This window comes from Pantoea agglomerans, from assembly GCF_021397715.1.
In the GTDB taxonomy this organism is placed as follows: domain Bacteria; phylum Pseudomonadota; class Gammaproteobacteria; order Enterobacterales; family Enterobacteriaceae; genus Pantoea; species Pantoea astica.
In genome coordinates, this window is the sequence record NZ_CP090207.1 from 1 (window position 1) to 19372 (window position 19372).

Sequence of the window (19372 nt, forward strand, 5' to 3'; positions counted from 1 at the left end):
GTGTCACTTACGCTTTGGCAACAGTGTCTTGCCCGTTTGCAGGATGAGCTTCCTGCCACCGAATTCAGCATGTGGATTCGTCCACTACAGGCTGAGTTAAACGACAATACGCTTGCCTTGTATGCTCCAAATCGCTTCGTACTCGACTGGGTTCGGGACAAATACCTCAACAGCATTAACGCATTACTGAATGAATTCTGCGGGCCAAACGTACCGTTATTGCGTTTTGAAGTGGGGACACGCCCGGTTCAGCAAACGGCCGCTGTCAGCCAGCCGGTGATGGCCAGCGTGAGCGCGCCTGCTATTCCGGTACAGAGCCACATCCGTCCGGCCCCGACGCAGATCATGCGTCCAAGCTGGGATAACGTGCCGGCGCCCGCTGATGTGACCTATCGCTCGAATGTGAATAACCGCCATAACTTCGATAACTTCGTTGAAGGTAAATCTAACCAGCTGGCGCGCGCGGCGGCACGTCAGGTGGCCGATAATCCAGGCGGCGCGTATAACCCGTTGTTCCTCTATGGCGGCACCGGTCTGGGGAAAACTCACCTGCTGCACGCGGTGGGTAACGGCATTATTGCGCGTAAACCCAATGCCAAAGTGGTTTACATGCACTCCGAGCGCTTCGTCCAGGACATGGTCAAGGCGCTGCAGAACAACGCGATCGAAGAGTTTAAGCGCTACTACCGTTCGGTCGATGCGCTGCTGATCGATGATATTCAGTTCTTCGCCAATAAAGAGCGCTCGCAGGAAGAGTTCTTCCACACCTTTAATGCCTTATTAGAAGGCAATCAGCAGATCATCCTGACCTCGGATCGTTATCCAAAAGAGATCAACGGGGTGGAAGATCGTCTGAAGTCACGTTTTGGCTGGGGGTTAACGGTGGCGATCGAGCCGCCTGAACTGGAAACGCGCGTGGCGATCCTGATGAAGAAAGCGGATGAGAATGACATTCGTCTGCCTGGCGAAGTGGCCTTCTTTATTGCTAAGCGGTTACGCTCCAACGTGCGTGAACTGGAAGGCGCACTGAATCGCGTGATCGCCAACGCCAACTTTACCGGTCGGGCGATCACCATCGACTTCGTGCGCGAAGCGCTGCGCGATCTGCTGGCGCTGCAGGAAAAGCTGGTCACCATTGATAATATTCAGAAGACCGTGGCTGAGTACTACAAAATTAAGGTCGCGGATCTGCTGTCCAAGCGCCGCTCGCGTTCCGTGGCGCGTCCGCGCCAGATGGCGATGGCGATGGCTAAGGAACTGACCAACCACAGCTTGCCAGAAATTGGTGATGCCTTTGGCGGTCGCGACCACACGACGGTGCTTCATGCCTGCCGCAAGATAGAGCAGCTGCGTGAAGAGAGCCACGATATTAAAGAAGATTTCTCTAATCTCATCAGAACATTATCTTCCTGACGCTATGAAATTTATTGTTGAACGTGAGCAGTTACTGAAGCCGCTGCAACAGGTAAGCGGCCCGCTAGGCGGTCGCCCGACGCTGCCGATCCTTGGAAACCTGCTGTTGCAGGTGACGGAAGGAACGCTGTTGCTGACCGGTACCGATTTAGAAATGGAGATGGTGGCGCGGGTTGCCCTGACGCAGGCGCATGAGCCTGGCGCAACCACCGTGCCGGCACGGAAATTCCTCGATATCTGTCGCGGATTGCCGGAAGGCGCGGAGATCACCCTGGCGCTGGAAGGCGATCGCATGTTAGTGCGTTCCGGCCGCAGCCGTTTCTCGCTGTCGACCCTGCCCGCCAGCGATTTCCCGAATCTCGACGACTGGCAGAGTGAAGTTGAATTTACCCTGCCGCAGGCGACGCTGAAACGGCTGATCGAAGCGACCCAGTTTTCCATGGCGCATCAGGATGTTCGCTACTACCTCAACGGGATGATGTTTGAAACCGAAGGGGAAGAGCTGCGCACCGTAGCCACCGACGGTCACCGTCTGGCGGTCTGCTCAATGCCGATCGGCCAGGCGCTGCCGAGTCATTCGGTAATTGTGCCGCGTAAAGGAGTGATTGAGCTGCTGCGTCTGCTGGATGGCGGCGATAACCCGCTGCAGGTCCAGATTGGCGGCAGCAATATCCGGGCGCACGTCGGTGACTTTATCTTCACATCGAAGCTGGTTGATGGTCGTTTCCCTGATTATCGCCGCGTATTGCCGAAGAATCCCGATAAAGCGCTGGAAGCGGGCTGCGATCTGTTGAAGCAGGCCTTTGCCCGCGCGGCGATCCTGTCGAATGAAAAATTCCGCGGCGTTCGCCTCTATATCACCGAAAATCAGCTGAAAATCACCGCCAATAACCCTGAACAGGAAGAAGCGGAAGAGATGCTGGACGTCAGCTACAACGGCACCGAACTGGAGATTGGCTTCAACGTCAGTTACGTGCTGGATGTACTGAACGCACTGAAGTGCGAAAACGTTCGTCTGCTGCTGACCGACTCGGTATCGAGCGTGCAGATTGAGGATGTGGCGAGTCCGGCGGCGGCCTATGTCGTGATGCCCATGCGCTTGTAGAATATATCGGCCTGGCTTACTTGCCATTCTGATTCCGGGCAGTGCTCGTCCCTGGTCACATACTTCAGTATGCTCCCAGGGCCTGCGCGCTGGCCGGAACCAGACTGGCTGCGACGCCGACGGCCTGGTGACTGGGATACCGGGCAAACTGGCTTCGACGTTAACGCCCTGGATCGGCAGGTCAAATCCCAGGCCCAAAACTTTATTGCCCTTCACGCTGGACTGATTCATGGCTTTAACCCGCCTCCTTATCAAAGATTTTCGTAATATCGAACAGGCTGACCTGGCGTTAGCGCCCGGCTTCAATTTTCTGGTCGGCGCCAATGGCAGCGGTAAAACCAGCGTATTAGAGGCGATTTACACCCTGGGCCACGGCCGGGCGTTTCGCAGCCTGCAGGCGGGCCGCGTGATCCGTCATGATGAGGCAGCGTTTGTGCTGCATGGCCGGCTGGAAGGTAAAGAGCGGGAAATCGCTGTCGGACTGACCAAAAACCGCGCCGGTGACAGCAAAGTACGTATCGACGGCAGCGATGGTCACAAAGTAGCTGAACTGGCGCAGCTGTTGCCGATGCAGTTAATCACTCCCGAAGGGTTTACTTTGCTCAACGGTGGCCCCAAATACCGTAGAGCCTATGTCGACTGGGGCTGTTTCCATAATACGCCCGGTTTTTTCAACGCCTGGAGCAACCTGCGCCGCCTGTTAAAACAGCGTAACGCCGCGCTGCGCCAGGTGTCACGCTACAGTCAGATCCGTCCCTGGGATCAGGAGCTGGTGCCGCTGGCGGAACAGATCAGCCTGTGGCGCGCCGAATACAGTGCGGCGATTTCGGCGGAGATTACCGCCACCTGCAGCCAGTTCCTGCCTGAATTTGATCTGCGCTTTTCGTTTCAGCGCGGCTGGGATAAAGAGAGCGATTACGGCGAGTTACTGGAACGTAACTTTGAGCGCGATCGCGCCCTGACCTATACCGCCAGCGGTCCTCATAAAGCCGATTTTCGTATTCGGGCTGAAGGGACGCCGGTGGAAGATTTACTCTCACGCGGGCAGTTAAAACTGCTGATGTGTGCATTGCGTCTGGCACAGGGCGAGTTCCTGACAAGCCAGAGCGGACGCCGCTGTGTTTACCTGATTGATGACTTTGCCTCGGAACTGGATGACAGCCGTCGACGCCTGCTGGCGGAGCGGTTAAAAGCGACCCAGGCACAGGTGTTTGTCAGCGCAATTTCTGCCGAGCATGTAATCGACATGACCGATGAAAAGGGCAAGATGTTCCGCGTGGAACAGGGTAAAATAGCGGTTCAACCTGAAGATTAAAATGAGCGAGAAACGTTGATGTCGAATTCTTATGACTCCTCAAGTATCAAAGTCCTGAAGGGGCTTGATGCGGTACGCAAACGCCCGGGCATGTATATCGGCGATACCGATGACGGTACCGGTCTGCATCACATGGTATTCGAGGTCGTGGATAACGCAATCGACGAAGCGCTCGCTGGTCACTGTAGTGACATCGTGGTTACCATTCATGCGGATAACTCCGTTTCGGTGCAGGATGATGGACGCGGCATTCCAACCGGTATTCACGAAGAAGAGGGCATTTCCGCCGCTGAAGTGATCATGACCGTGCTGCATGCCGGCGGTAAGTTCGACGATAACTCCTATAAAGTCTCCGGCGGTCTGCATGGCGTCGGTGTCTCGGTGGTGAACGCCCTGTCACAGAAGCTGGAGCTGACCATTCGTCGCGAAGGCAAAGTACACCAGCAGGTCTACGTCCATGGCGTGCCGCAGGCACCGCTGTCGGTGACCGGCGAGACCGATTTGACCGGTACCCGTGTGCGCTTCTGGCCAAGCCACGAAACCTTTACCAACGTGCGCGATTTTGAGTATGACATTCTGGCGAAACGCCTGCGTGAACTCTCATTCCTCAACTCAGGCGTGTCGATTCGTCTGGAAGATAAGCGTGATGGCAAGTCTGACCATTTCCATTATGAAGGCGGCATCCGGGCGTTTGTTGAGTACCTCAACAAAAACAAAACCCCGATTCACCCAACCGTGTTCTATTTCTCTACCGAGAAAGATGGCATCGGTGTGGAGGTGGCGCTGCAGTGGAACGACGGCTTCCAGGAAAACATCTACTGCTTTACCAACAACATTCCACAGCGCGACGGCGGTACCCACCTTGCCGGTTTCCGTGCTGCGATGACCCGTACCCTGAACGCCTACATGGATAAAGAGGGTTACAGTAAGAAAGCCAAAGTCAGCGCCACCGGTGACGATGCGCGTGAAGGCCTGATCGCCGTGGTTTCGGTAAAAGTACCGGACCCCAAATTCTCTTCACAGACCAAAGATAAACTGGTCTCGTCTGAGGTGAAATCGGCGGTTGAGCAGCAGATGAACGAACTGCTGGCGGAGTATCTGCTGGAAAACCCGTCAGACGCCAAAATCGTGGTCGGCAAAATCATCGACGCTGCCCGTGCGCGTGAAGCCGCGCGTCGTGCGCGTGAAATGACCCGTCGTAAAGGCGCGCTGGACCTGGCGGGTCTGCCAGGCAAACTGGCGGATTGCCAGGAGCGCGACCCGGCGCTGTCAGAAATTTACCTGGTGGAGGGTGACTCCGCTGGCGGCTCGGCTAAACAGGGCCGTAACCGTAAGAACCAGGCGATTCTGCCGCTGAAAGGTAAGATCCTCAACGTTGAGAAAGCGCGCTTCGACAAAATGCTCGCCTCGCAGGAAGTGGCTACGCTGATCACCGCGCTCGGTTGCGGCATTGGTCGCGACGAGTACAACCCGGACAAGTTGCGCTATCACAGCATCATCATCATGACCGATGCCGATGTCGATGGTTCGCACATCCGTACGCTGCTGCTGACCTTCTTCTATCGTCAGATGCCGGAAATTATTGAGCGCGGCCACGTTTATATCGCGCAGCCGCCGCTGTATAAAGTGAAGAAAGGCAAGCAGGAGCAGTACATCAAAGATGATGACGCGATGGATCAATACCAGATCGCTATCGCGCTTGATGGTGCCACGCTGCACACCAATGCCAGCGCCCCGGCGCTGGCCGGTGAGCCGCTGGAGACGCTGGTCTCTGACTTCAACAGCACCCAGAAGATGATCAAGCGTATGGAGCGCCGTTATCCGCTGGCCCTGCTGCGCGCGCTGATTTATCACGATACGCTGAGCGATCTGAGCAATGAAGCGGAAGTAACCGGCTGGCTGAACAGTCTGGTGAGCTACCTCACCGAGCGCGAAGCGCACGGCAGCACCTACCTGGCGCAGGTGCGTGAAAACCGCGAGCTGAACCTGTTCGAACCGGTGCTGCGCGTCCGTACCCACGGTGTGGATACCGACTATCCGCTGGAAGCCGATTTCATTCAGGGTCCTGAGTACCGCAAAATCTGCGGCCTCGGCGGCAAGCTGCGTGGACTGCTGGAAGAGGATGCTTACATTGAACGTGGTGAGCGTCGTCAACCGGTGGCCAGCTTCGAGCAGGCGATTGAGTGGCTGGTTAAAGAGTCACGTCGTGGCCTCTCAGTACAGCGCTACAAAGGTCTGGGCGAGATGAACCCGGAGCAGCTGTGGGAAACCACCATGGACCCGGATAGCCGTCGTATGCTGCGCGTGACCATTAAAGATGCGATTGGCGCTGACCAGCTGTTTACTACCCTGATGGGCGATGCGGTTGAACCGCGCCGCGCCTTCATCGAAGAGAATGCGCTGAAAGCCGCCAACATCGATATCTAATCGGCTGCTGACGTAACAGGCCATCACGCGAGTGATGGCCTTTTTTTTTGCGCAGCCGTCTGAAAACCACGGCGATTGCCCCATGTTGCCTGCAGGCTGCGATCGCGATCACTTTTTAGCCTGCGTCCCTCTCTTACTCTTGTCTCTCTTTGCGCCTCTGTGGCGCACTATTCTGTTCTGACAGGGAGTTAAACCATGATTATTTGCGATCGTCGCGACTGGGCCAGAGAACGTCACGCCTTTCATCCGGTGGTTGACCAGGCGATAAGCTGGATTGCTGAGACCGATTTCAGCCAGCTCGAAACCGGCAAATATGCCATTCTGCCCGACGATAAAATGTTCTGTCTGGTGCAGGAGATGATGACCGAGCCGGCCAGTGCGCGTAAGGCTGAGTCCCATTTTAGCTACATCGATATCCAGTATCTGCTTGAAGGCACTGAAAATATCGGCGTGGCCCGGGCGCATCCGGATCAGCAGGTGACCGAAGATTTTGCCCAGCAGCGCGACGTGGTTTTTTATCAGCAGACGCTGAACGAATCGATGTTCACCCTGACGCCCGGTATGTTTGCGCTGTTTTTCCCGCACGACGTGCATCGTCCCTGCTGCGCGCCCGCCGAACCGGCCCGCATCCGAAAAGCCGTGATCAAAATCCACCGCGATCTCTTTACCGGCTAAGCTCCGGGTGTCAGTCATTTGTCATCGCTTGCCACTAAACTGGTCAATGTGAGCTGAATCGCGCTAGCATTGAGTAAAACCCAGACGCAACGAGGACCCTATGGCTATTAAATTGATCGCTATCGACATGGATGGCACCCTGCTTAATCCGCAACACGAAATCACGCCGGGCGTGAAATCCGCCCTGGATCGCGCCCGCCAGCAAGGGGTTTCGATTGTACTGACCACCGGCCGGCCGTTTGTCGGTATCCAGCGCTATCTGATGGAGCTGGATATGCAGGCGCCGGGTCAGTATGCGATCAGTAACAACGGTGCGCTGGTCCATCAGGCCGAAGACGGTGAATGCGTGGCGGAAGTGACGCTGACCTTTGACGACTATCTCTACATTGAGCAGCTGGCGCGTGAGCTGGGCGTACATTTCCAGGCCTTCGACAAATCTCACCTCTATACGCCGAACAAAGACATCAGTGAATACACCATCCACGAAGCGAGCCTGACCGGGATTCCGGTGCGCTACCGCGCCGTTGACGAGATGGATCGCGCCACCCGTTTTCCCAAACTGATGATGATCGATCGCCCTGCTCTGCTGGACGCGGCGATTGCTCGTCTGCCTGAACAGGCGCGCCAGACCTACACCATCCTGAAGAGTGCGCCTTACTACCTCGAAATTCTTGATCGCCGGGTCAACAAGGGCCAGGGCGTAAAAATGCTGGCGGAGAAACTTGGGCTGAAGCAGGAAGAAGTGATGGCGATTGGCGATCAGGAAAACGATCTGGCGATGATTGAGTATGCCGGCACCGGAGTAGCGATGGGTAATGCCATTGATTCGGTTAAGAAAATCGCCCAGTTCGTGACCAAAACCAATATGGAAGATGGCGTCGCACACGCGATTGAAGAGCTGGTATTGTAAATCGTCCGTTTTGTTGCTGACAGGCTACAGCGCAACAGATTGTCTGTTTTGTGATCAGGATTGTAGTACAACCTTGATAGGTGGTACTACAATTTTTGCTCAGGCATGGGCCGGGCAAAGGAACACAGACAGTGGAAAAGCAGGATGTCAGCAAAACCGATCGGATTCTTTTAACGCTGGGCGAAGAGATTGTCTCCGGCCAGTTTGCGGCAGGCCAGCCGTTGCCCGCCGAGGCGGACCTGTGCGAACGGTTCGCTACCTCCCGTAATATCATCCGCGAAGTCTATCGCTCCCTGACCGCGAAACGCCTGATTGAAATTAAGCGTTACCGCGGCGCCTTTGTCACTCCGCATCAGCAGTGGAACTTCCTCGACAGCGACGTGCTGCAATGGTCGTTAAAGCACAATCACGACCCGAAGCTCATCGCCGCGATGAACGATGTGCGGGTGCTGGTCGAGCCACAGCTGGCGCGCTGGTCAGCCGAACGCGCGACCTCACAGGATTTAGCCGGTATCGAGCAGGCGCTCAACGATATGATCGCCTGGCACGACGATCGTGATGCCTTTAACGAGGCCGATATGCGCTACCACGAGGCGCTGCTGGCCTCTGTGCACAATCCCATTCTGCAACAGCTCAGCATCGCGCTGGTTCAGCTACAGAAAGCAGTGTTTGCCCGCACCTACCGCGCCGATCGCGACAACATGCCGCAAACCCTGCGTGAACATCAGAACCTGTTCGATGCCATTCGTCATCAGGATGCTGACGCCGCAGAAGCAGCGGCACGCGCCATGATCGCCAGTTCAACCCAACGCCTGAAGGAGATCGTGTGAGTCACTATATCGCGCTTGACTGGGGCTCGACCAACCTGCGCGCCTGGTATTACCGCGACGGAGAGTGTATGGATAGCCGACAATCTGAATCAGGCGTGACGCGCTTAAACGGCCGCAGCCACCAGCAGGTATTTGACGAAATCACTCAGCACTGGCCGGTGGATGCGGTGCCGGTAGTGATGGCGGGCATGGTGGGCAGCAACGCCGGCTGGCTGCCCGCGCCTTATCTTTCCTGCCCACAGGCGCTGGACACCCTCGCGGCGCAGCTGACCGTGGCCGGTGAAAAGCGCTGGATCGTGCCGGGATTAAGCGTCAGCCGCCGCGATAATCACAACGTGATGCGCGGTGAAGAGACCCAGCTGCTGGGGGCGCAAACGCTGGCACCGGCGGAACTGATCGTGATGCCCGGCACCCATTCCAAATGGGTGCAATGTGAAGGACGTTACGTCACCGATTTCCGCACTCTGATGACCGGCGAACTGCATCATCTGCTGCTGAACCACGCCCTGATCGGCGCCGGTTTACCGCCACAGCAGCCGGATGCGGCGGCCTTTCAGCGCGGGCTGGAAACCGGCATCAACGATCTGTCCCTGCTGGCGCGACTGTTTGAAGTGCGGGCGCAGCATCTGCTGGGCGCGCTGGCCCCCGAGTCGGTCAGCGATTTTCTCTCCGGTTTACTGATCGGCCATGAAGTCGCCAGCCAGCAGGTGTCCCCGACGCTGAGCGGTCCGGTGACGCTGATTGCCAGCGAGTCGCTGGCCCGGCGTTATCAGGCGGCGTTTGCCCTGCTGGATATCCCGCTGCAATGGCTGGAGGGCGATCGCGCCTTCCAGCATGGAATAAGGAGAATTATCGATGACCTTACCCTTTAACCTGCCGCTGATTGCCATTCTGCGCGGCATCAGGCCGGACGAAGCCGAAGCACACATCAGCGCCCTGATTGAGGCGGGTTTTGACGCGATTGAAGTGCCGCTCAACTCACCCGACTGGCAACAGACCCTGCCGCAGATGGTGCGTCAATTTGGCGATCGGGCGCTGATCGGTGCCGGAACGGTGCTGAATGTCGCTCAGGTCAATGCCGTCGCGGCAGCGGGCGGCCGCCTGATTGTGACGCCGAATACCGATGCAGAGGTGATCGCCGGGGCGGTCAGACAGCAGATCTGGACGGCGATCGGCTGTGCCACCGCCAGTGAGGCCTTCACCGCGCTGAACGCCGGTGCGCAGGCACTGAAAATTTTCCCGGCCTCGGCCTTTGGTCCGGCCTATATCAGGGCGATCAAAGCCGTGTTGCCGCCGGAAGTCCCGCTGTTCGCCGTCGGCGGAGTAACGCCTGAAAACCTGGCGGACTATCTGGCGGTCGGCTGCGTCGGTGCCGGACTGGGCAGCGATTTGTACCGCGCCGGTCAGCCGCTGTCGCGCACTGTAGAAAAAGCCCAGGCTTTTGTTGCTGCTTATAAGGACGCCGTACGATGAAAATTACTAAACTCACCACTTATCGCCTGCCGCCGCGCTGGATGTTCCTGAAGATTGAAACCGATGAGGGCCTATGCGGCTGGGGCGAGCCGGTGATTGAAGGCCGGGCGCGCAGCGTCGAAGCGGCGGTACAGGAACTGGGTGATTATCTGATCGGCCAGGACCCGGCGCGCATTAACGACTTGTGGCAGGTGATGTACCGGGGCGGTTTCTATCGCGGCGGCCCGATCCTGATGAGCGCCATCGCCGGTATCGATCAGGCGTTATGGGATATCAAAGGCAAAACGCTGGGCGTGCCGGTCTGGCAGCTGCTCGGCGGGCAGGTACGTGACCGGATGAAGGCCTATAGCTGGGTGGGCGGCGATCGTCCCGCCGAGGTGATTGCCGGTATTGAAACGCTGCGCGCCATCGGCATCGACACCTTCAAGCTCAACGGCTGCGCCGAGATGAGCCTGATCGATAACAGCCGTGCGGTGGATGAGGCGGTTAATACCGTGGCGCAAATCCGCGAAGTGTTCGGTAACCAGATTGAGTTTGGTCTCGATTTTCATGGCCGGGTCAGTGCGCCGATGGCGAAAATATTGATCAAAGAGCTGGAGCCTTATCGTCCGCTGTTTATTGAAGAGCCGGTGCTGGCCGAGCAGGCGGAATACTATCCGCGTCTTGCCGCGCAAACCCACCTTCCGATTGCCGCTGGCGAACGCATGTACTCCCGCTTCGAGTTTAAGCGGGTGCTGGCAGCGGGCGGACTGGCCATCGTGCAGCCCGATCTTTCCCATGCTGGCGGCATCACGGAATGCGTAAAAATTGCGGCGATGGCGGAAGCGTATGACGTCGGGCTGGCGCCTCACTGCCCGCTCGGTCCGCTGGCGCTGGCCGCCTGTCTGCAGGTTGATTTCGTTTCGCATAACGCCGTATTCCAGGAACAGAGCATGGGCATTCACTATAATCAGGGCGCAGAACTGCTTGATTACGTAGTGAATAAAGCGGATTTCGCCATGCACACGGGCAGCTTTGCCCCACTGATGAAGCCGGGTCTCGGAGTCGAGATCGATGAAGCGCTGGTGATCGAACGCAGCCGCGACGCACCTGACTGGCGCAACCCGGTGTGGCGGCACGCCGATGGCGCCGTTGCTGAATGGTAACCTTCGCCGCTTTACCGTAGTCGCCACCCGCTTCACCCCATAATAAGAAACACTCGCCAGGTCCCGCGTGATGCGGGATCCGGGTCCGCTATACCCTACGTGAGGATCTCCCGATGAGTGAACATCTGCATCTGAGTACCGTGAAAAAAATGAACCGGCGCATCATGCCGTTTATCATGCTGCTCTATCTGATTGCCTATATCGACCGTGCCAATATTTCCGTCGCCGCGCTCCAGATGAATGCCGATCTGGCGATGACCGCCGAGATGTACGGCATCGCCGCCGGTATTTTTTACGTCACCTACATCATTTTCGAAGTGCCGAGTAACGTGCTGCTGACGCGGGTGGGCGCACGGCGCTGGATCGCCCGCATCATGGTGAGCTGGGGCATCATCGCCGCCGGCATGAGCCTGGTCCAGACGCCCACCCAGCTTTATGTGATGCGCTTTCTGCTCGGAGCGGCAGAAGCGGGCTTTACGCCCGGCATTATCTTCTATCTCTCCTGCTGGTATCCGCGCAGCGATCGCGCACGCGCCATGTCGATGTTCTATATCGGTGCGGCGCTGGCGTCGGTGATTGGCCTGCCGCTCTCCGGCAGCCTGCTGAACATGCACGGGATGTTAGGCGTGGAGGGCTGGCGCTGGCTGTTCCTGCTGGAAGGCATTCCCGCTTTCTTCCTTGGGATTGTGACCTGGTTTTATCTCGACGATTCACCGGCCAAAGCACGCTGGCTCTCCGGCGAGCAGCGTAGCTGGCTGCAACAGACCATTGAACGTGACGAGAAACATTCTGCGATTCACCACCATAACTGGCGGGTGGCGCTGAAAAGTGGCCGCGTCTGGGCGCTCAGCCTGCTGTGGCTGTTGCAGGCGTTTGGCACCATCGGCGTCACGCTGTTCCTGCCGCTGATCGTCAAGGGCGTGGCGGAGGAGCGCAGTAACCTGATGGTCAGCCTGCTGTCGGCGGTACCGTTCCTGTTTGCCTGTCTTTTTATGTATTTTAACGGCCGGCATTCCGACAAAACCGGCGAACGCGCGCGCCATCTGGGGTTGCCGCTGATTGCCGCGGGCCTGCTGTTGCTGGGCGCGATGGCGGTCTCGCAGCAGTGGCTGGCCTATGGCCTGCTGGTACTGATGGTGGGCCTTAACTGGGCAATCACGCCGGTCTTCTGGGCGGTCACCACCGAAACCATCTCCGGCGTCGCCGGGGCCGCCTCTATCGCCCTGATCAATGCCGTGGCGAACATCGCCGGCCTCGGTTTTCCGCCGATCATGGGCCGCATTAAAGATGCCACCCACAGTTACCATGATGGTTTGCTGATTGTGGCGGGTGCGCTGGTACTGGGTGGCCTGCTGGGTCTGCTGCTGGGACGAAAAAAAACCGTTGAGGGTGAGGAACGGGTAATCAATGAGGTGAAATCGAAGCTGCATCTTTAGCCCGTTTGGCGTAGCGTGTGGGGCAACATTTTTATCAGGTTGCCCCCATGCGCGAAAAACAGATCACCTTTGCTGCCCGCCAGCATCAGCTTACCAATATCAATGTCTGGACCGCCGACAGCCAGTGGCTGGCGTTTGATCTCCGTCCGTCCGGCGCGTCGTTTACCAGCCAGACCATTGAGCGGGTCAATGTCATGACCGGTGAGGTGGAGGTGCTCTATCAGGCGCAGCACGGTGCGCATGTCGGTGTGGTCACCGTCAGCCCCGATCTGCCGCCGCGCTATGTCTGCATTCACGGGCCGGAACATCCCGACGCCACCTGGCACTATGACTTTCACCATCGGCGTGGGGTGATCGTTCAGAACGGTGAGGCGGTCAACCTGGATGCCTGCGATATCACGCCCCCTTTCACGCCCGGCGCACTGCGCGGCGGATCGCACGTCCATGTCTTCAGTCCGGATGGATCGCGCCTCAGCTTTACCTACAACGATCATGTGATGCATGAATGGGATAGCCATCAGGATTTGCGTAACGTCGGCATCGCTGTGCCGCTGGGCGCGGTCAGGCCGGTGAAGCAGCATCCGCGCGAATATGACGGCAGCTATTTTTGCCTGCTGGTCAGCTCGACCCATCCGCAGCCTCTTCCCGGCAGCGACCAGATTAATCGCGCTTATGAAGAGTGCTGGGTTGGCGATCGCGGTTATCAGAAACCCGACGGCAGCTGGCAGCGCTGGGCCATCGCCTTTATTGGTGACACGCTGAACGCGCAGGGAGAAAAGCGGCCGGAGGTGTTTATTGTCGATCTGCCGACGGCGCTGGAGGATTACGCCCGGGCGGGCGACGCGCCGCTGGAGGGCAGTGAGCGGCAGCTTCCTGCACCGCCGGCTGGCGTGCAGCAGCGTCGCCTGACGGTCAGCAACGGGCTGGCGCTGCAACCGCGCCACTGGCTGCGCGCCGCGCCGGACGGCAGCCAGATCGCTTTTCTGATGGCGGACCGGCAGCAGGTGATCCAGCTGTGGAGCGTGTCGCCCAACGGCGGAGAACCGCGCCAGATCACCCGGCTGAGCCACAGCATTCAGTCGGCGTTTAGCTGGCACCCCAGCGGTGAGGCGATTGCTTTTGTCTGCGATAACAGCGTGATGCGATGTGAGATCGCCGATGGACAGTGCCAGCGGCTGACCGACAGAACGGAAGCGGCTCCGTCGGGCGACGCAGTGGTCTGGTCACCCGATGGACGTCAGATTGCTTATATGCGAGAGGTAAACGGCTGGCGGCAGCTGTTTACGGTTGCGGCGACGGCGGCTGCATAGTCGGCAGCGGCTGGGCCTGTGCCAGATGTTCCTGGGTATGCGCCAGCTTCTCGCTTTTCAATACCCGTTCACGCGGAGAATCGATCGATCTGTCACTGTCGTTGCGATAGTAGTCCCACGGCAGCAGCAAGGTATCCAGCACAGCGGAGAAAGGCAGATCGATCAGCGCCAGCGGTTTCAGTGCCCAGCTGGTGTCGTCATCCACCAGCAGGTCGGCGCTGGCGCGCGTGCCAGGATAGTAGCCCTGACTGGCACCGGTATGTGACATGACGCTGGAGCAACCGCTTGCCGCAACGGCGCAGCAGACGACACCCGCCAGCGGTAAAGTTTTCATCAAATTCATTATTATCATCCCTTCAGCCCCGGCAGAAGCCTGACTGAGTTGGCTTGCCAGACAACGTCATCGCTCTGGGGCAATGTCCGTTCTGGTCCGGCAAAGGTAGTCCTGAGTGTATGTCATTTCCTCAATTTGGCGAAAAAAATTGCGTTTTTCCCCCTTGAAATCTGACGTCCGGCACCCATTTTTAGATTACGGACGCACTCACCGTTGCCGCAAGGGACAGTGAGGTGCCGTATACAGCCTGTCCCGTAGTGGAAGGTTGCCAAAACTTGCTGAAACTCAGGAGTCTTAATATGCGTAATTTTGATCTCTCTCCACTTTATCGTTCTGCCATCGGCTTTGACCGCCTGTTTAACCTGCTCGAAGCGAACCAAAACCAGAGCAACGGCGGCTATCCTCCGTACAACGTCGAGTTGGTCGATGAAAACCACTATCGCATCACCATCGCGGTAGCCGGTTTCTCTCAGAGCGAACTGGAGATCACCGCCCACGATAACGTGCTGATCGTGCGGGGCGCCCATCCGGAAGAGCAGACCGAGCGTAAATACCTGTATCAGGGTATCGCCGAACGTAATTTCGAGCGTAAATTCCAGCTGGCCGACCATATCGTGGTACGTGATGCCCGCCTGGAAAACGGTCTGTTAAGCATCGATCTTGAACGCCTGGTCCCGGAAGAAGCGAAACCACGCCGTATTGAGATTCTGAAATAATCGATGAAAAGAATAAACGCCGCGCCAGCGGCGTTTTTTTTGCCTTCAGGATTGGGTTCGCATCGCTAAACGCTGGCCCACTACCCCGCCAAATACGTTCACCAGCAGTCCGAAGATAATCACCGTCGCACCCAGCATCTGCTGTCCCGACAGGTGCTCATCCAGCACCAGCACGGCGGTTACGATCCCCACCACCGGCACCAGCAGCGACAGCGGCGCGACGCGCCAGGTTTCATAGCGGCTGAGTAAATTTCCCCAGATCGCATAGCCCATAATGGTGGCGACAAACGCCAGATAGAATAGCGCCAGCACCGTCTGTAGCCCGATATGCAGCAGGCTGTTGAGGATAGCGGCCTGGCCGTCGAACAGCAGCGAACAGGCAAAGAAAGGGACGATCGGCACCAGCGCGCTCCACACCACCAGCGACATGATCGGCACCTGGCGGTTGCGCATAATGATCTTGTTGGTGATGTTGCCCAGTCCCCACGACAGCGCCGCCGCCAGCGTCAGCATCATCGTCGTCAGGGTAATGCCAGCGGTGGTCTGGCCCGCCATACCGGCCGTGGCCAGCATAAACATCCCCAGCGTGGCGATAATAATCCCGGCGATGTGATTCCAGCGCAGCTTCTCCGCCAGCAGCAACGCGCCCAGCAGCAGCGTAAAGAACGCCTGCGCCTGCAGCACCAGCGATGCCAGGCCGGCGGGCATTCCCAGCTTAATCGCCAGAAACAGAAACGCGAACTGACCAAAACTGATGGTCATGCCGTAGACCACCAGCCAGCGCAGCGGAATAGGCGGACGGCGCACAAAGAAGATGGCGGGAAACGCCACCAGGCTGAAGCGCAGCCCGGCCAGCAAAAAAGGCGGCATCCCCTGTAGTCCCAGCTTAATCACCACAAAATTGACGCCCCACGCCACCACCACGCACAGCGCTAACAGCATATCTTTTACCGACATCAGTTACTCCTTGTGCCGCCTCAGGCGGTGACCGCCACCGGCGTCGCGATATCCACACAGCAGTCGTCACCAACAATGCGAAAATAGTCCTCTACTGCCAGCGCAATCGACTTCTCCAGCGCGCCCGCGTTAAACCACAAGGTCCCGACCTGTTGCAGCCGCGTATCGACCCGCAGCGCCAGCCGGTCATCAAAACTAAACGGCGGCACCGCGCCCATGACGCAGTCGGTTAGCGCCTGCGCCGTCTCCGGCGCGGCGAAGGCGGACTTCTTGCCACCGATAGCGCGCGCCGCGCTTTTAAAATTGATCCGGCAGTCGCCCGGCACAATGGCCAGCAGGTAACGCGCTTCCGCGCCTTCCGGCATGCTGACCTCCAGCACCATCGCTTTGGCCGCCTGATTGAGCGCGTTACCGCGCATCTGACTGATCAGATCGGTCTGGCCCACCGCCTCATGCTCCACCACGCGGTAGTTCGCCTGATGCTGATCCAGCAGCGCGATAATTTTTTCAAACGTCGTCATTTCCCTCTCCTTCTCTGGCGCAACCTGAATCAACTCCAGGCGATAGCGTGCTTCATTTTTTTATCGGTCAGGCCGAAAAAGAAGCCCATAGTGATGCGGGTATCGCCTTCAACCCGGTCGATTTCGTGATAAAAGGCGGGGTTAAACAGGTAGATATCGCCGCTGCGTGGCGAGAACTCACAGGTTTCACTGCCCGCGATCACGCCGCTGCGGTAGCCCAGTTCACCTGGCGTTTTGAACTGCTCATCCTCCGGCGACCATTTTTTGTTGTAGATGCGCAGCGCGCCGCCCGCGTTGCACTCCTGCAGGCAGACCACGCAGCTGAGCTGATGCAGGATCTGCGTCACCACCAGACCGCTGCTGTCGGCATCGCGCACGATGTTGTCGTTATGCAGCGGATTCGCCACGCCGTCGGCATGAAAGCGCACGATTGAACCGGCATAGTCACCGCGGCCCGGCTCGTGCGCGGTGCGCAGGCTCTCCAGCCGCAGCGCATGTTGCACCCAGTGATAGATCTGTTCGCGCAGAACGCTCAGTGACGGCGGCAGCGACGGCTGAATATCGCGCAGTTCCGTAAAGTAGTTGTCCGGCGCGGCCGTGTGTTTTGCCAGATAAGGCCCCAGCGTCGTCAGCGCGCCGTTGGGATAGTGAGAGACGCGAATCTTCTCCCGGCAGCGCTGGAGATCCGCCACCACCGACTCACGGACGTCCGGCGTGAGGAAGTTACGCAGCACCAGCAACGGCACCCGTGCCGTCACGATGTCATCCAGCCAGGTCGACTCCACAAACATGTTGGGATTAATCACGCGGAACTGATTGAAAATAGCCATGTTTCTCACTCCCTAAACGGTATTTCATAGAGTTCATGATTGTTCATGCGCCGCCAGTTGCCAGCGCTGCCTGGTATTGCCACCGGTTCAGACGCGATCAGCGTACAATCGTCCTGTTGCCGAAAATGCATCGTGAAATAGTCGGGATACGGCGTATCGTCGGGATGCCACTGCCACGCCCAGGCCTTGTCGCGGGTAACCACAATGGCATTGCCGGCGCTGCCGCCGGGCTCAACCTGCGCCATTTTTGCCCGCAGGTAGTCGCGGGTGAAATCGGCCGGTGTGATCTGATCCACCAGATAGCGCAGATACTCTTCCGAATCGAAGCGTGATTCCGTCAGCCCAAGCTGGCGATAAACCGTCGGCAGGTAACCGTTGTGCATCATGTACCAGCAATGTTCCGCGCTGTTGCGCCACAGTGGATGAGAAAATTCCAGCCCCTGATTTTTACTCAGCGTCGCGTGGCGCACATGTACCGCCAGAAAGCGGCTGCGCAGCCGATCGACATCAATGCCCGGCAGCGCGTCGGCGAATGCGCCGGTGCCGTGTAGCGTGCGGATCTCGCCTTTCTCCAGCCACAGACAGCCCCAGCCGTTAGGATGTTGTTTAATCGGGCCATCATGAGTGGCGCTCTCGCCGCAGCTCATGGCACGCGCCGCTTCCAGAATCGCCGCGCTATCGAACCGGCCATGCGCCAGAATCATTCTGCACATACAATATTTCTCCCTGCCGCCGCGGGCTGCGCGGCGATCACCTGATGAAAGGCCGCCAGAATCGGCTCACGCGCTGCCGCCGTCAGGCAAAAGGTCGCCAGAATGCCCGCGTGACGGGTCAGATCGGCATACAGTGACGATCGCGGTGACACCTGCAGCGTCGGCAGCCTGAGGGTCGGCATCAGCTGGCCCTGCTGATGCTGCTCAATCCAGCGCTCAGCCGCCTGCAACTGCGCCGGCTGCCGTAACCGCAGCTGACCCACCGCCCGCGGCGCGGTGAAGGCAAAGGCCGGTAACACCGCGCCCGCCTCCAGGCCAAAGGTCACCTCTGCCCAGTCGATGCCGGTCGCCTCCTGCACCAGCGTCGCCACGCCCATACCGGAAAGGCGGAAGCCCATCTCCAGAAAGTGCGGAATACCGTTCATCAGAATGAAATCGATATGAAAAGCGCCCTGACGATAGCCAAAGGTTTCACAGCAAAAGGCCATCAGGCTGGTGAACGACGGCGGCAGCGTGGCGGCGGCCAGCGCCACATGCCCCGACTCACAGAAGCTGACGCAGCCGTCGGCGTCACGATGCTGTTCAATCACCTTATGACAGCAGGTCAGCGCCTGCGGATGTCCCTGATGCACCACGCCCTGTAACGAAAACTCATCGCCCGCTAATCCGCTTTCCACAATAAAACCGCTGAAGCCGCGTCCGCCGTAGTTCATGGTCTGAACCAGTTTGTTCACTACGCTGCACAGCTGCTCAGCCCGCTCAATCAGCCAGATCCCCAGGCCGCCGCCGCCATCCACCGGTTTCACCACACAGGGATAGATCAGCGCCTCTTTCGCATCCAGAATGCTGAGCGGCGAGGCGAAAAAGCGAAACTCCGGCTGCGGAAAGGCGGGCCAGGCTTTTTTCAGCGCCATACGCTGTGCATATTTATCCAGCGGAATAAACGCGGCGGGCGCATCGGGTCCGGCCAGCATTTCCCGGACCCGTCCGGCACTGGCGTTGTAGGCTTCAAAGCCAGCCAGCACCACCTGCGGATGCGACAGCAAACCGGCGTGCAGATAGGCCTGCATCACCTCCCACGGATTTTCCGGCCGATCGAGGCGAACGATCAGATCAAACGGCAGCGTCAGACTCAGCGACTGGTAATCGACAAAGTCACCCATCTCCGCCAGCACGGTAAAATATCCCTCGCGCTTCGCCACCGCACAGTAGGGATTCTGTCCGTCACGGGTCGCGCCAATCTGCAGAAAAATCTTTTTCAT

18 protein-coding genes and 1 pseudogene are annotated in these 19372 nt (G+C 58.3%); 13 read left to right on the forward strand and 6 right to left on the reverse strand.

Features of this window, described 5'->3' with window-relative positions; all coding sequences use genetic code 11:
- Positions 1–43 precede the first annotated feature (43 nt).
- The 12 genes and pseudogenes from dnaA to LZU96_RS00060 form a co-directional block, all read left to right on the forward strand.
- Positions 44–1410 (forward strand): annotated as a pseudogene (gene dnaA, locus LZU96_RS00005) (chromosomal replication initiator protein DnaA); the annotation flags it as partial.
- A gap of 7 nt (positions 1411–1417) precedes the next feature.
- Positions 1418–2518 carry a DNA polymerase III subunit beta gene (gene dnaN, locus LZU96_RS00010; protein WP_233985737.1) on the forward strand — a complete coding sequence of 367 codons (1101 nt, stop codon included), beginning with the start codon at positions 1418–1420 and terminating at the stop codon, positions 2516–2518.
- Positions 2519–2747: 229 nt separating this feature from the next.
- Entirely contained in the window at positions 2748–3833 is a 1086-nt protein-coding gene (gene recF / locus LZU96_RS00015) for a DNA replication/repair protein RecF (protein ID WP_233985738.1), read from the forward strand.
- A gap of 18 nt (positions 3834–3851) precedes the next feature.
- A complete protein-coding gene (gene gyrB, locus LZU96_RS00020; RefSeq protein WP_233985739.1) occupies positions 3852–6260 on the forward strand; it encodes a DNA topoisomerase (ATP-hydrolyzing) subunit B in 2409 nt (802 codons plus the stop codon).
- A 195-nt stretch (positions 6261–6455) separates the two neighbouring features.
- Entirely contained in the window at positions 6456–6935 is a 480-nt protein-coding gene (locus LZU96_RS00025) for a YhcH/YjgK/YiaL family protein (protein ID WP_233985740.1), read from the forward strand.
- A 100-nt stretch (positions 6936–7035) separates the two neighbouring features.
- Positions 7036–7845 carry a sugar-phosphatase gene (yidA, locus tag LZU96_RS00030; protein ID WP_233985741.1) on the forward strand — a complete coding sequence of 270 codons (810 nt, stop codon included), beginning with the start codon at positions 7036–7038 and terminating at the stop codon, positions 7843–7845.
- Between the two features lie 131 nt (positions 7846–7976).
- Positions 7977–8675: a FadR/GntR family transcriptional regulator gene (locus LZU96_RS00035; RefSeq protein ID WP_233985742.1), complete on the forward strand. Its 699-nt coding sequence runs from the start codon at positions 7977–7979 to the stop codon at positions 8673–8675.
- Positions 8672–9547 (forward strand): 2-dehydro-3-deoxygalactonokinase, encoded by an 876-nt coding sequence (locus tag LZU96_RS00040; protein ID WP_233985743.1) that lies wholly within the window; start codon positions 8672–8674, stop codon positions 9545–9547. Before LZU96_RS00035 ends, LZU96_RS00040 begins: the two co-directional genes overlap by 4 nt.
- Positions 9531–10148 (forward strand): 2-dehydro-3-deoxy-6-phosphogalactonate aldolase, encoded by a 618-nt coding sequence (locus tag LZU96_RS00045; RefSeq protein WP_233985744.1) that lies wholly within the window; start codon positions 9531–9533, stop codon positions 10146–10148. The genes LZU96_RS00040 and LZU96_RS00045 overlap by 17 nt, the downstream gene beginning before the upstream one ends.
- Complete coding sequence (gene dgoD / locus LZU96_RS00050; protein ID WP_233985745.1) at positions 10145–11293, forward strand: galactonate dehydratase; 1149 nt, start codon at positions 10145–10147, stop codon at positions 11291–11293. Before LZU96_RS00045 ends, dgoD begins: the two co-directional genes overlap by 4 nt.
- Positions 11294–11406: 113 nt before the next feature.
- Positions 11407–12729, forward strand: coding sequence for an MFS transporter (locus LZU96_RS00055; protein WP_233985746.1), 1323 nt, complete (start codon positions 11407–11409; stop codon positions 12727–12729).
- Between the two features lie 47 nt (positions 12730–12776).
- Positions 12777–14039, forward strand: a complete 1263-nt coding sequence (locus tag LZU96_RS00060; RefSeq protein WP_233985747.1) for a DUF3748 domain-containing protein — start codon at positions 12777–12779, stop codon at positions 14037–14039.
- Here the strand turns inward: LZU96_RS00060 and LZU96_RS00065 are convergent.
- Positions 14011–14382 carry a YceK/YidQ family lipoprotein gene (locus LZU96_RS00065; RefSeq protein ID WP_233985748.1) on the reverse strand — a complete coding sequence of 124 codons (372 nt, stop codon included), beginning with the start codon at positions 14380–14382 and terminating at the stop codon, positions 14011–14013. The genes LZU96_RS00060 and LZU96_RS00065 overlap by 29 nt on opposite strands.
- Positions 14383–14672: 290 nt before the next feature.
- On the opposite strand from LZU96_RS00065, the gene ibpA reads away from it, so the two are divergent.
- Complete coding sequence (ibpA, locus tag LZU96_RS00070; protein WP_046289498.1) at positions 14673–15089, forward strand: small heat shock chaperone IbpA; 417 nt, start codon at positions 14673–14675, stop codon at positions 15087–15089.
- 45 nt (positions 15090–15134) lie between these two features.
- Here ibpA and LZU96_RS00075 read toward each other — a convergent pair whose 3' ends face one another.
- From LZU96_RS00075 to LZU96_RS00095, 5 genes are read right to left on the reverse strand one after another with little or no spacing between them, the layout of a single operon-like run.
- Positions 15135–16046 (reverse strand): EamA family transporter, encoded by a 912-nt coding sequence (locus tag LZU96_RS00075; RefSeq protein ID WP_233985749.1) that lies wholly within the window; start codon positions 16044–16046, stop codon positions 15135–15137.
- A 20-nt stretch (positions 16047–16066) separates the two neighbouring features.
- Positions 16067–16567: a YbaK/EbsC family protein gene (locus LZU96_RS00080; RefSeq protein ID WP_233985750.1), complete on the reverse strand. Its 501-nt coding sequence runs from the start codon at positions 16565–16567 to the stop codon at positions 16067–16069.
- A gap of 29 nt (positions 16568–16596) precedes the next feature.
- Positions 16597–17397, reverse strand: coding sequence for a 2OG-Fe(II) oxygenase (locus LZU96_RS00085; protein ID WP_233985751.1), 801 nt, complete (start codon positions 17395–17397; stop codon positions 16597–16599).
- Between the two features lie 5 nt (positions 17398–17402).
- Complete coding sequence (locus LZU96_RS00090; protein ID WP_233985752.1) at positions 17403–18110, reverse strand: class II glutamine amidotransferase; 708 nt, start codon at positions 18108–18110, stop codon at positions 17403–17405.
- Positions 18098–19372, reverse strand: a complete 1275-nt coding sequence (locus LZU96_RS00095; protein WP_233985753.1) for an ATP-grasp domain-containing protein — start codon at positions 19370–19372, stop codon at positions 18098–18100. The genes LZU96_RS00090 and LZU96_RS00095 overlap by 13 nt, the downstream gene beginning before the upstream one ends.

Excerpts from the sequence above, each read along its gene's own strand:
- dnaN (WP_233985737.1), top strand. The coding sequence starts at position 1,418 with ATGAAATTTATTGTTGAACGTGAGCAGTTACTGAAGCCGCTGCAACAG.
- recF (WP_233985738.1), top strand. The coding sequence starts at position 2,748 with ATGGCTTTAACCCGCCTCCTTATCAAAGATTTTCGTAATATCGAACAG.
- gyrB (WP_233985739.1), top strand. The coding sequence starts at position 3,852 with ATGTCGAATTCTTATGACTCCTCAAGTATCAAAGTCCTGAAGGGGCTT.
- LZU96_RS00025 (WP_233985740.1), top strand. The coding sequence starts at position 6,456 with ATGATTATTTGCGATCGTCGCGACTGGGCCAGAGAACGTCACGCCTTT.
- yidA (WP_233985741.1), top strand. The coding sequence starts at position 7,036 with ATGGCTATTAAATTGATCGCTATCGACATGGATGGCACCCTGCTTAAT.
- LZU96_RS00045 (WP_233985744.1), top strand. The coding sequence starts at position 9,531 with ATGACCTTACCCTTTAACCTGCCGCTGATTGCCATTCTGCGCGGCATC.
- dgoD (WP_233985745.1), top strand. The coding sequence starts at position 10,145 with ATGAAAATTACTAAACTCACCACTTATCGCCTGCCGCCGCGCTGGATG.
- LZU96_RS00055 (WP_233985746.1), top strand. The coding sequence starts at position 11,407 with ATGAGTGAACATCTGCATCTGAGTACCGTGAAAAAAATGAACCGGCGC.
- LZU96_RS00060 (WP_233985747.1), top strand. The coding sequence starts at position 12,777 with ATGCGCGAAAAACAGATCACCTTTGCTGCCCGCCAGCATCAGCTTACC.
- LZU96_RS00065 (WP_233985748.1), bottom strand. The coding sequence starts at position 14,382 with ATGAATTTGATGAAAACTTTACCGCTGGCGGGTGTCGTCTGCTGCGCC.
- ibpA (WP_046289498.1), top strand. The coding sequence starts at position 14,673 with ATGCGTAATTTTGATCTCTCTCCACTTTATCGTTCTGCCATCGGCTTT.
- LZU96_RS00075 (WP_233985749.1), bottom strand. The coding sequence starts at position 16,046 with ATGTCGGTAAAAGATATGCTGTTAGCGCTGTGCGTGGTGGTGGCGTGG.
- LZU96_RS00080 (WP_233985750.1), bottom strand. The coding sequence starts at position 16,567 with ATGACGACGTTTGAAAAAATTATCGCGCTGCTGGATCAGCATCAGGCG.
- LZU96_RS00085 (WP_233985751.1), bottom strand. The coding sequence starts at position 17,397 with ATGGCTATTTTCAATCAGTTCCGCGTGATTAATCCCAACATGTTTGTG.
- LZU96_RS00090 (WP_233985752.1), bottom strand. The coding sequence starts at position 18,110 with ATGTGCAGAATGATTCTGGCGCATGGCCGGTTCGATAGCGCGGCGATT.
- LZU96_RS00095 (WP_233985753.1), bottom strand. The coding sequence starts at position 19,372 with ATGAAAAAGATTTTTCTGCAGATTGGCGCGACCCGTGACGGACAGAAT.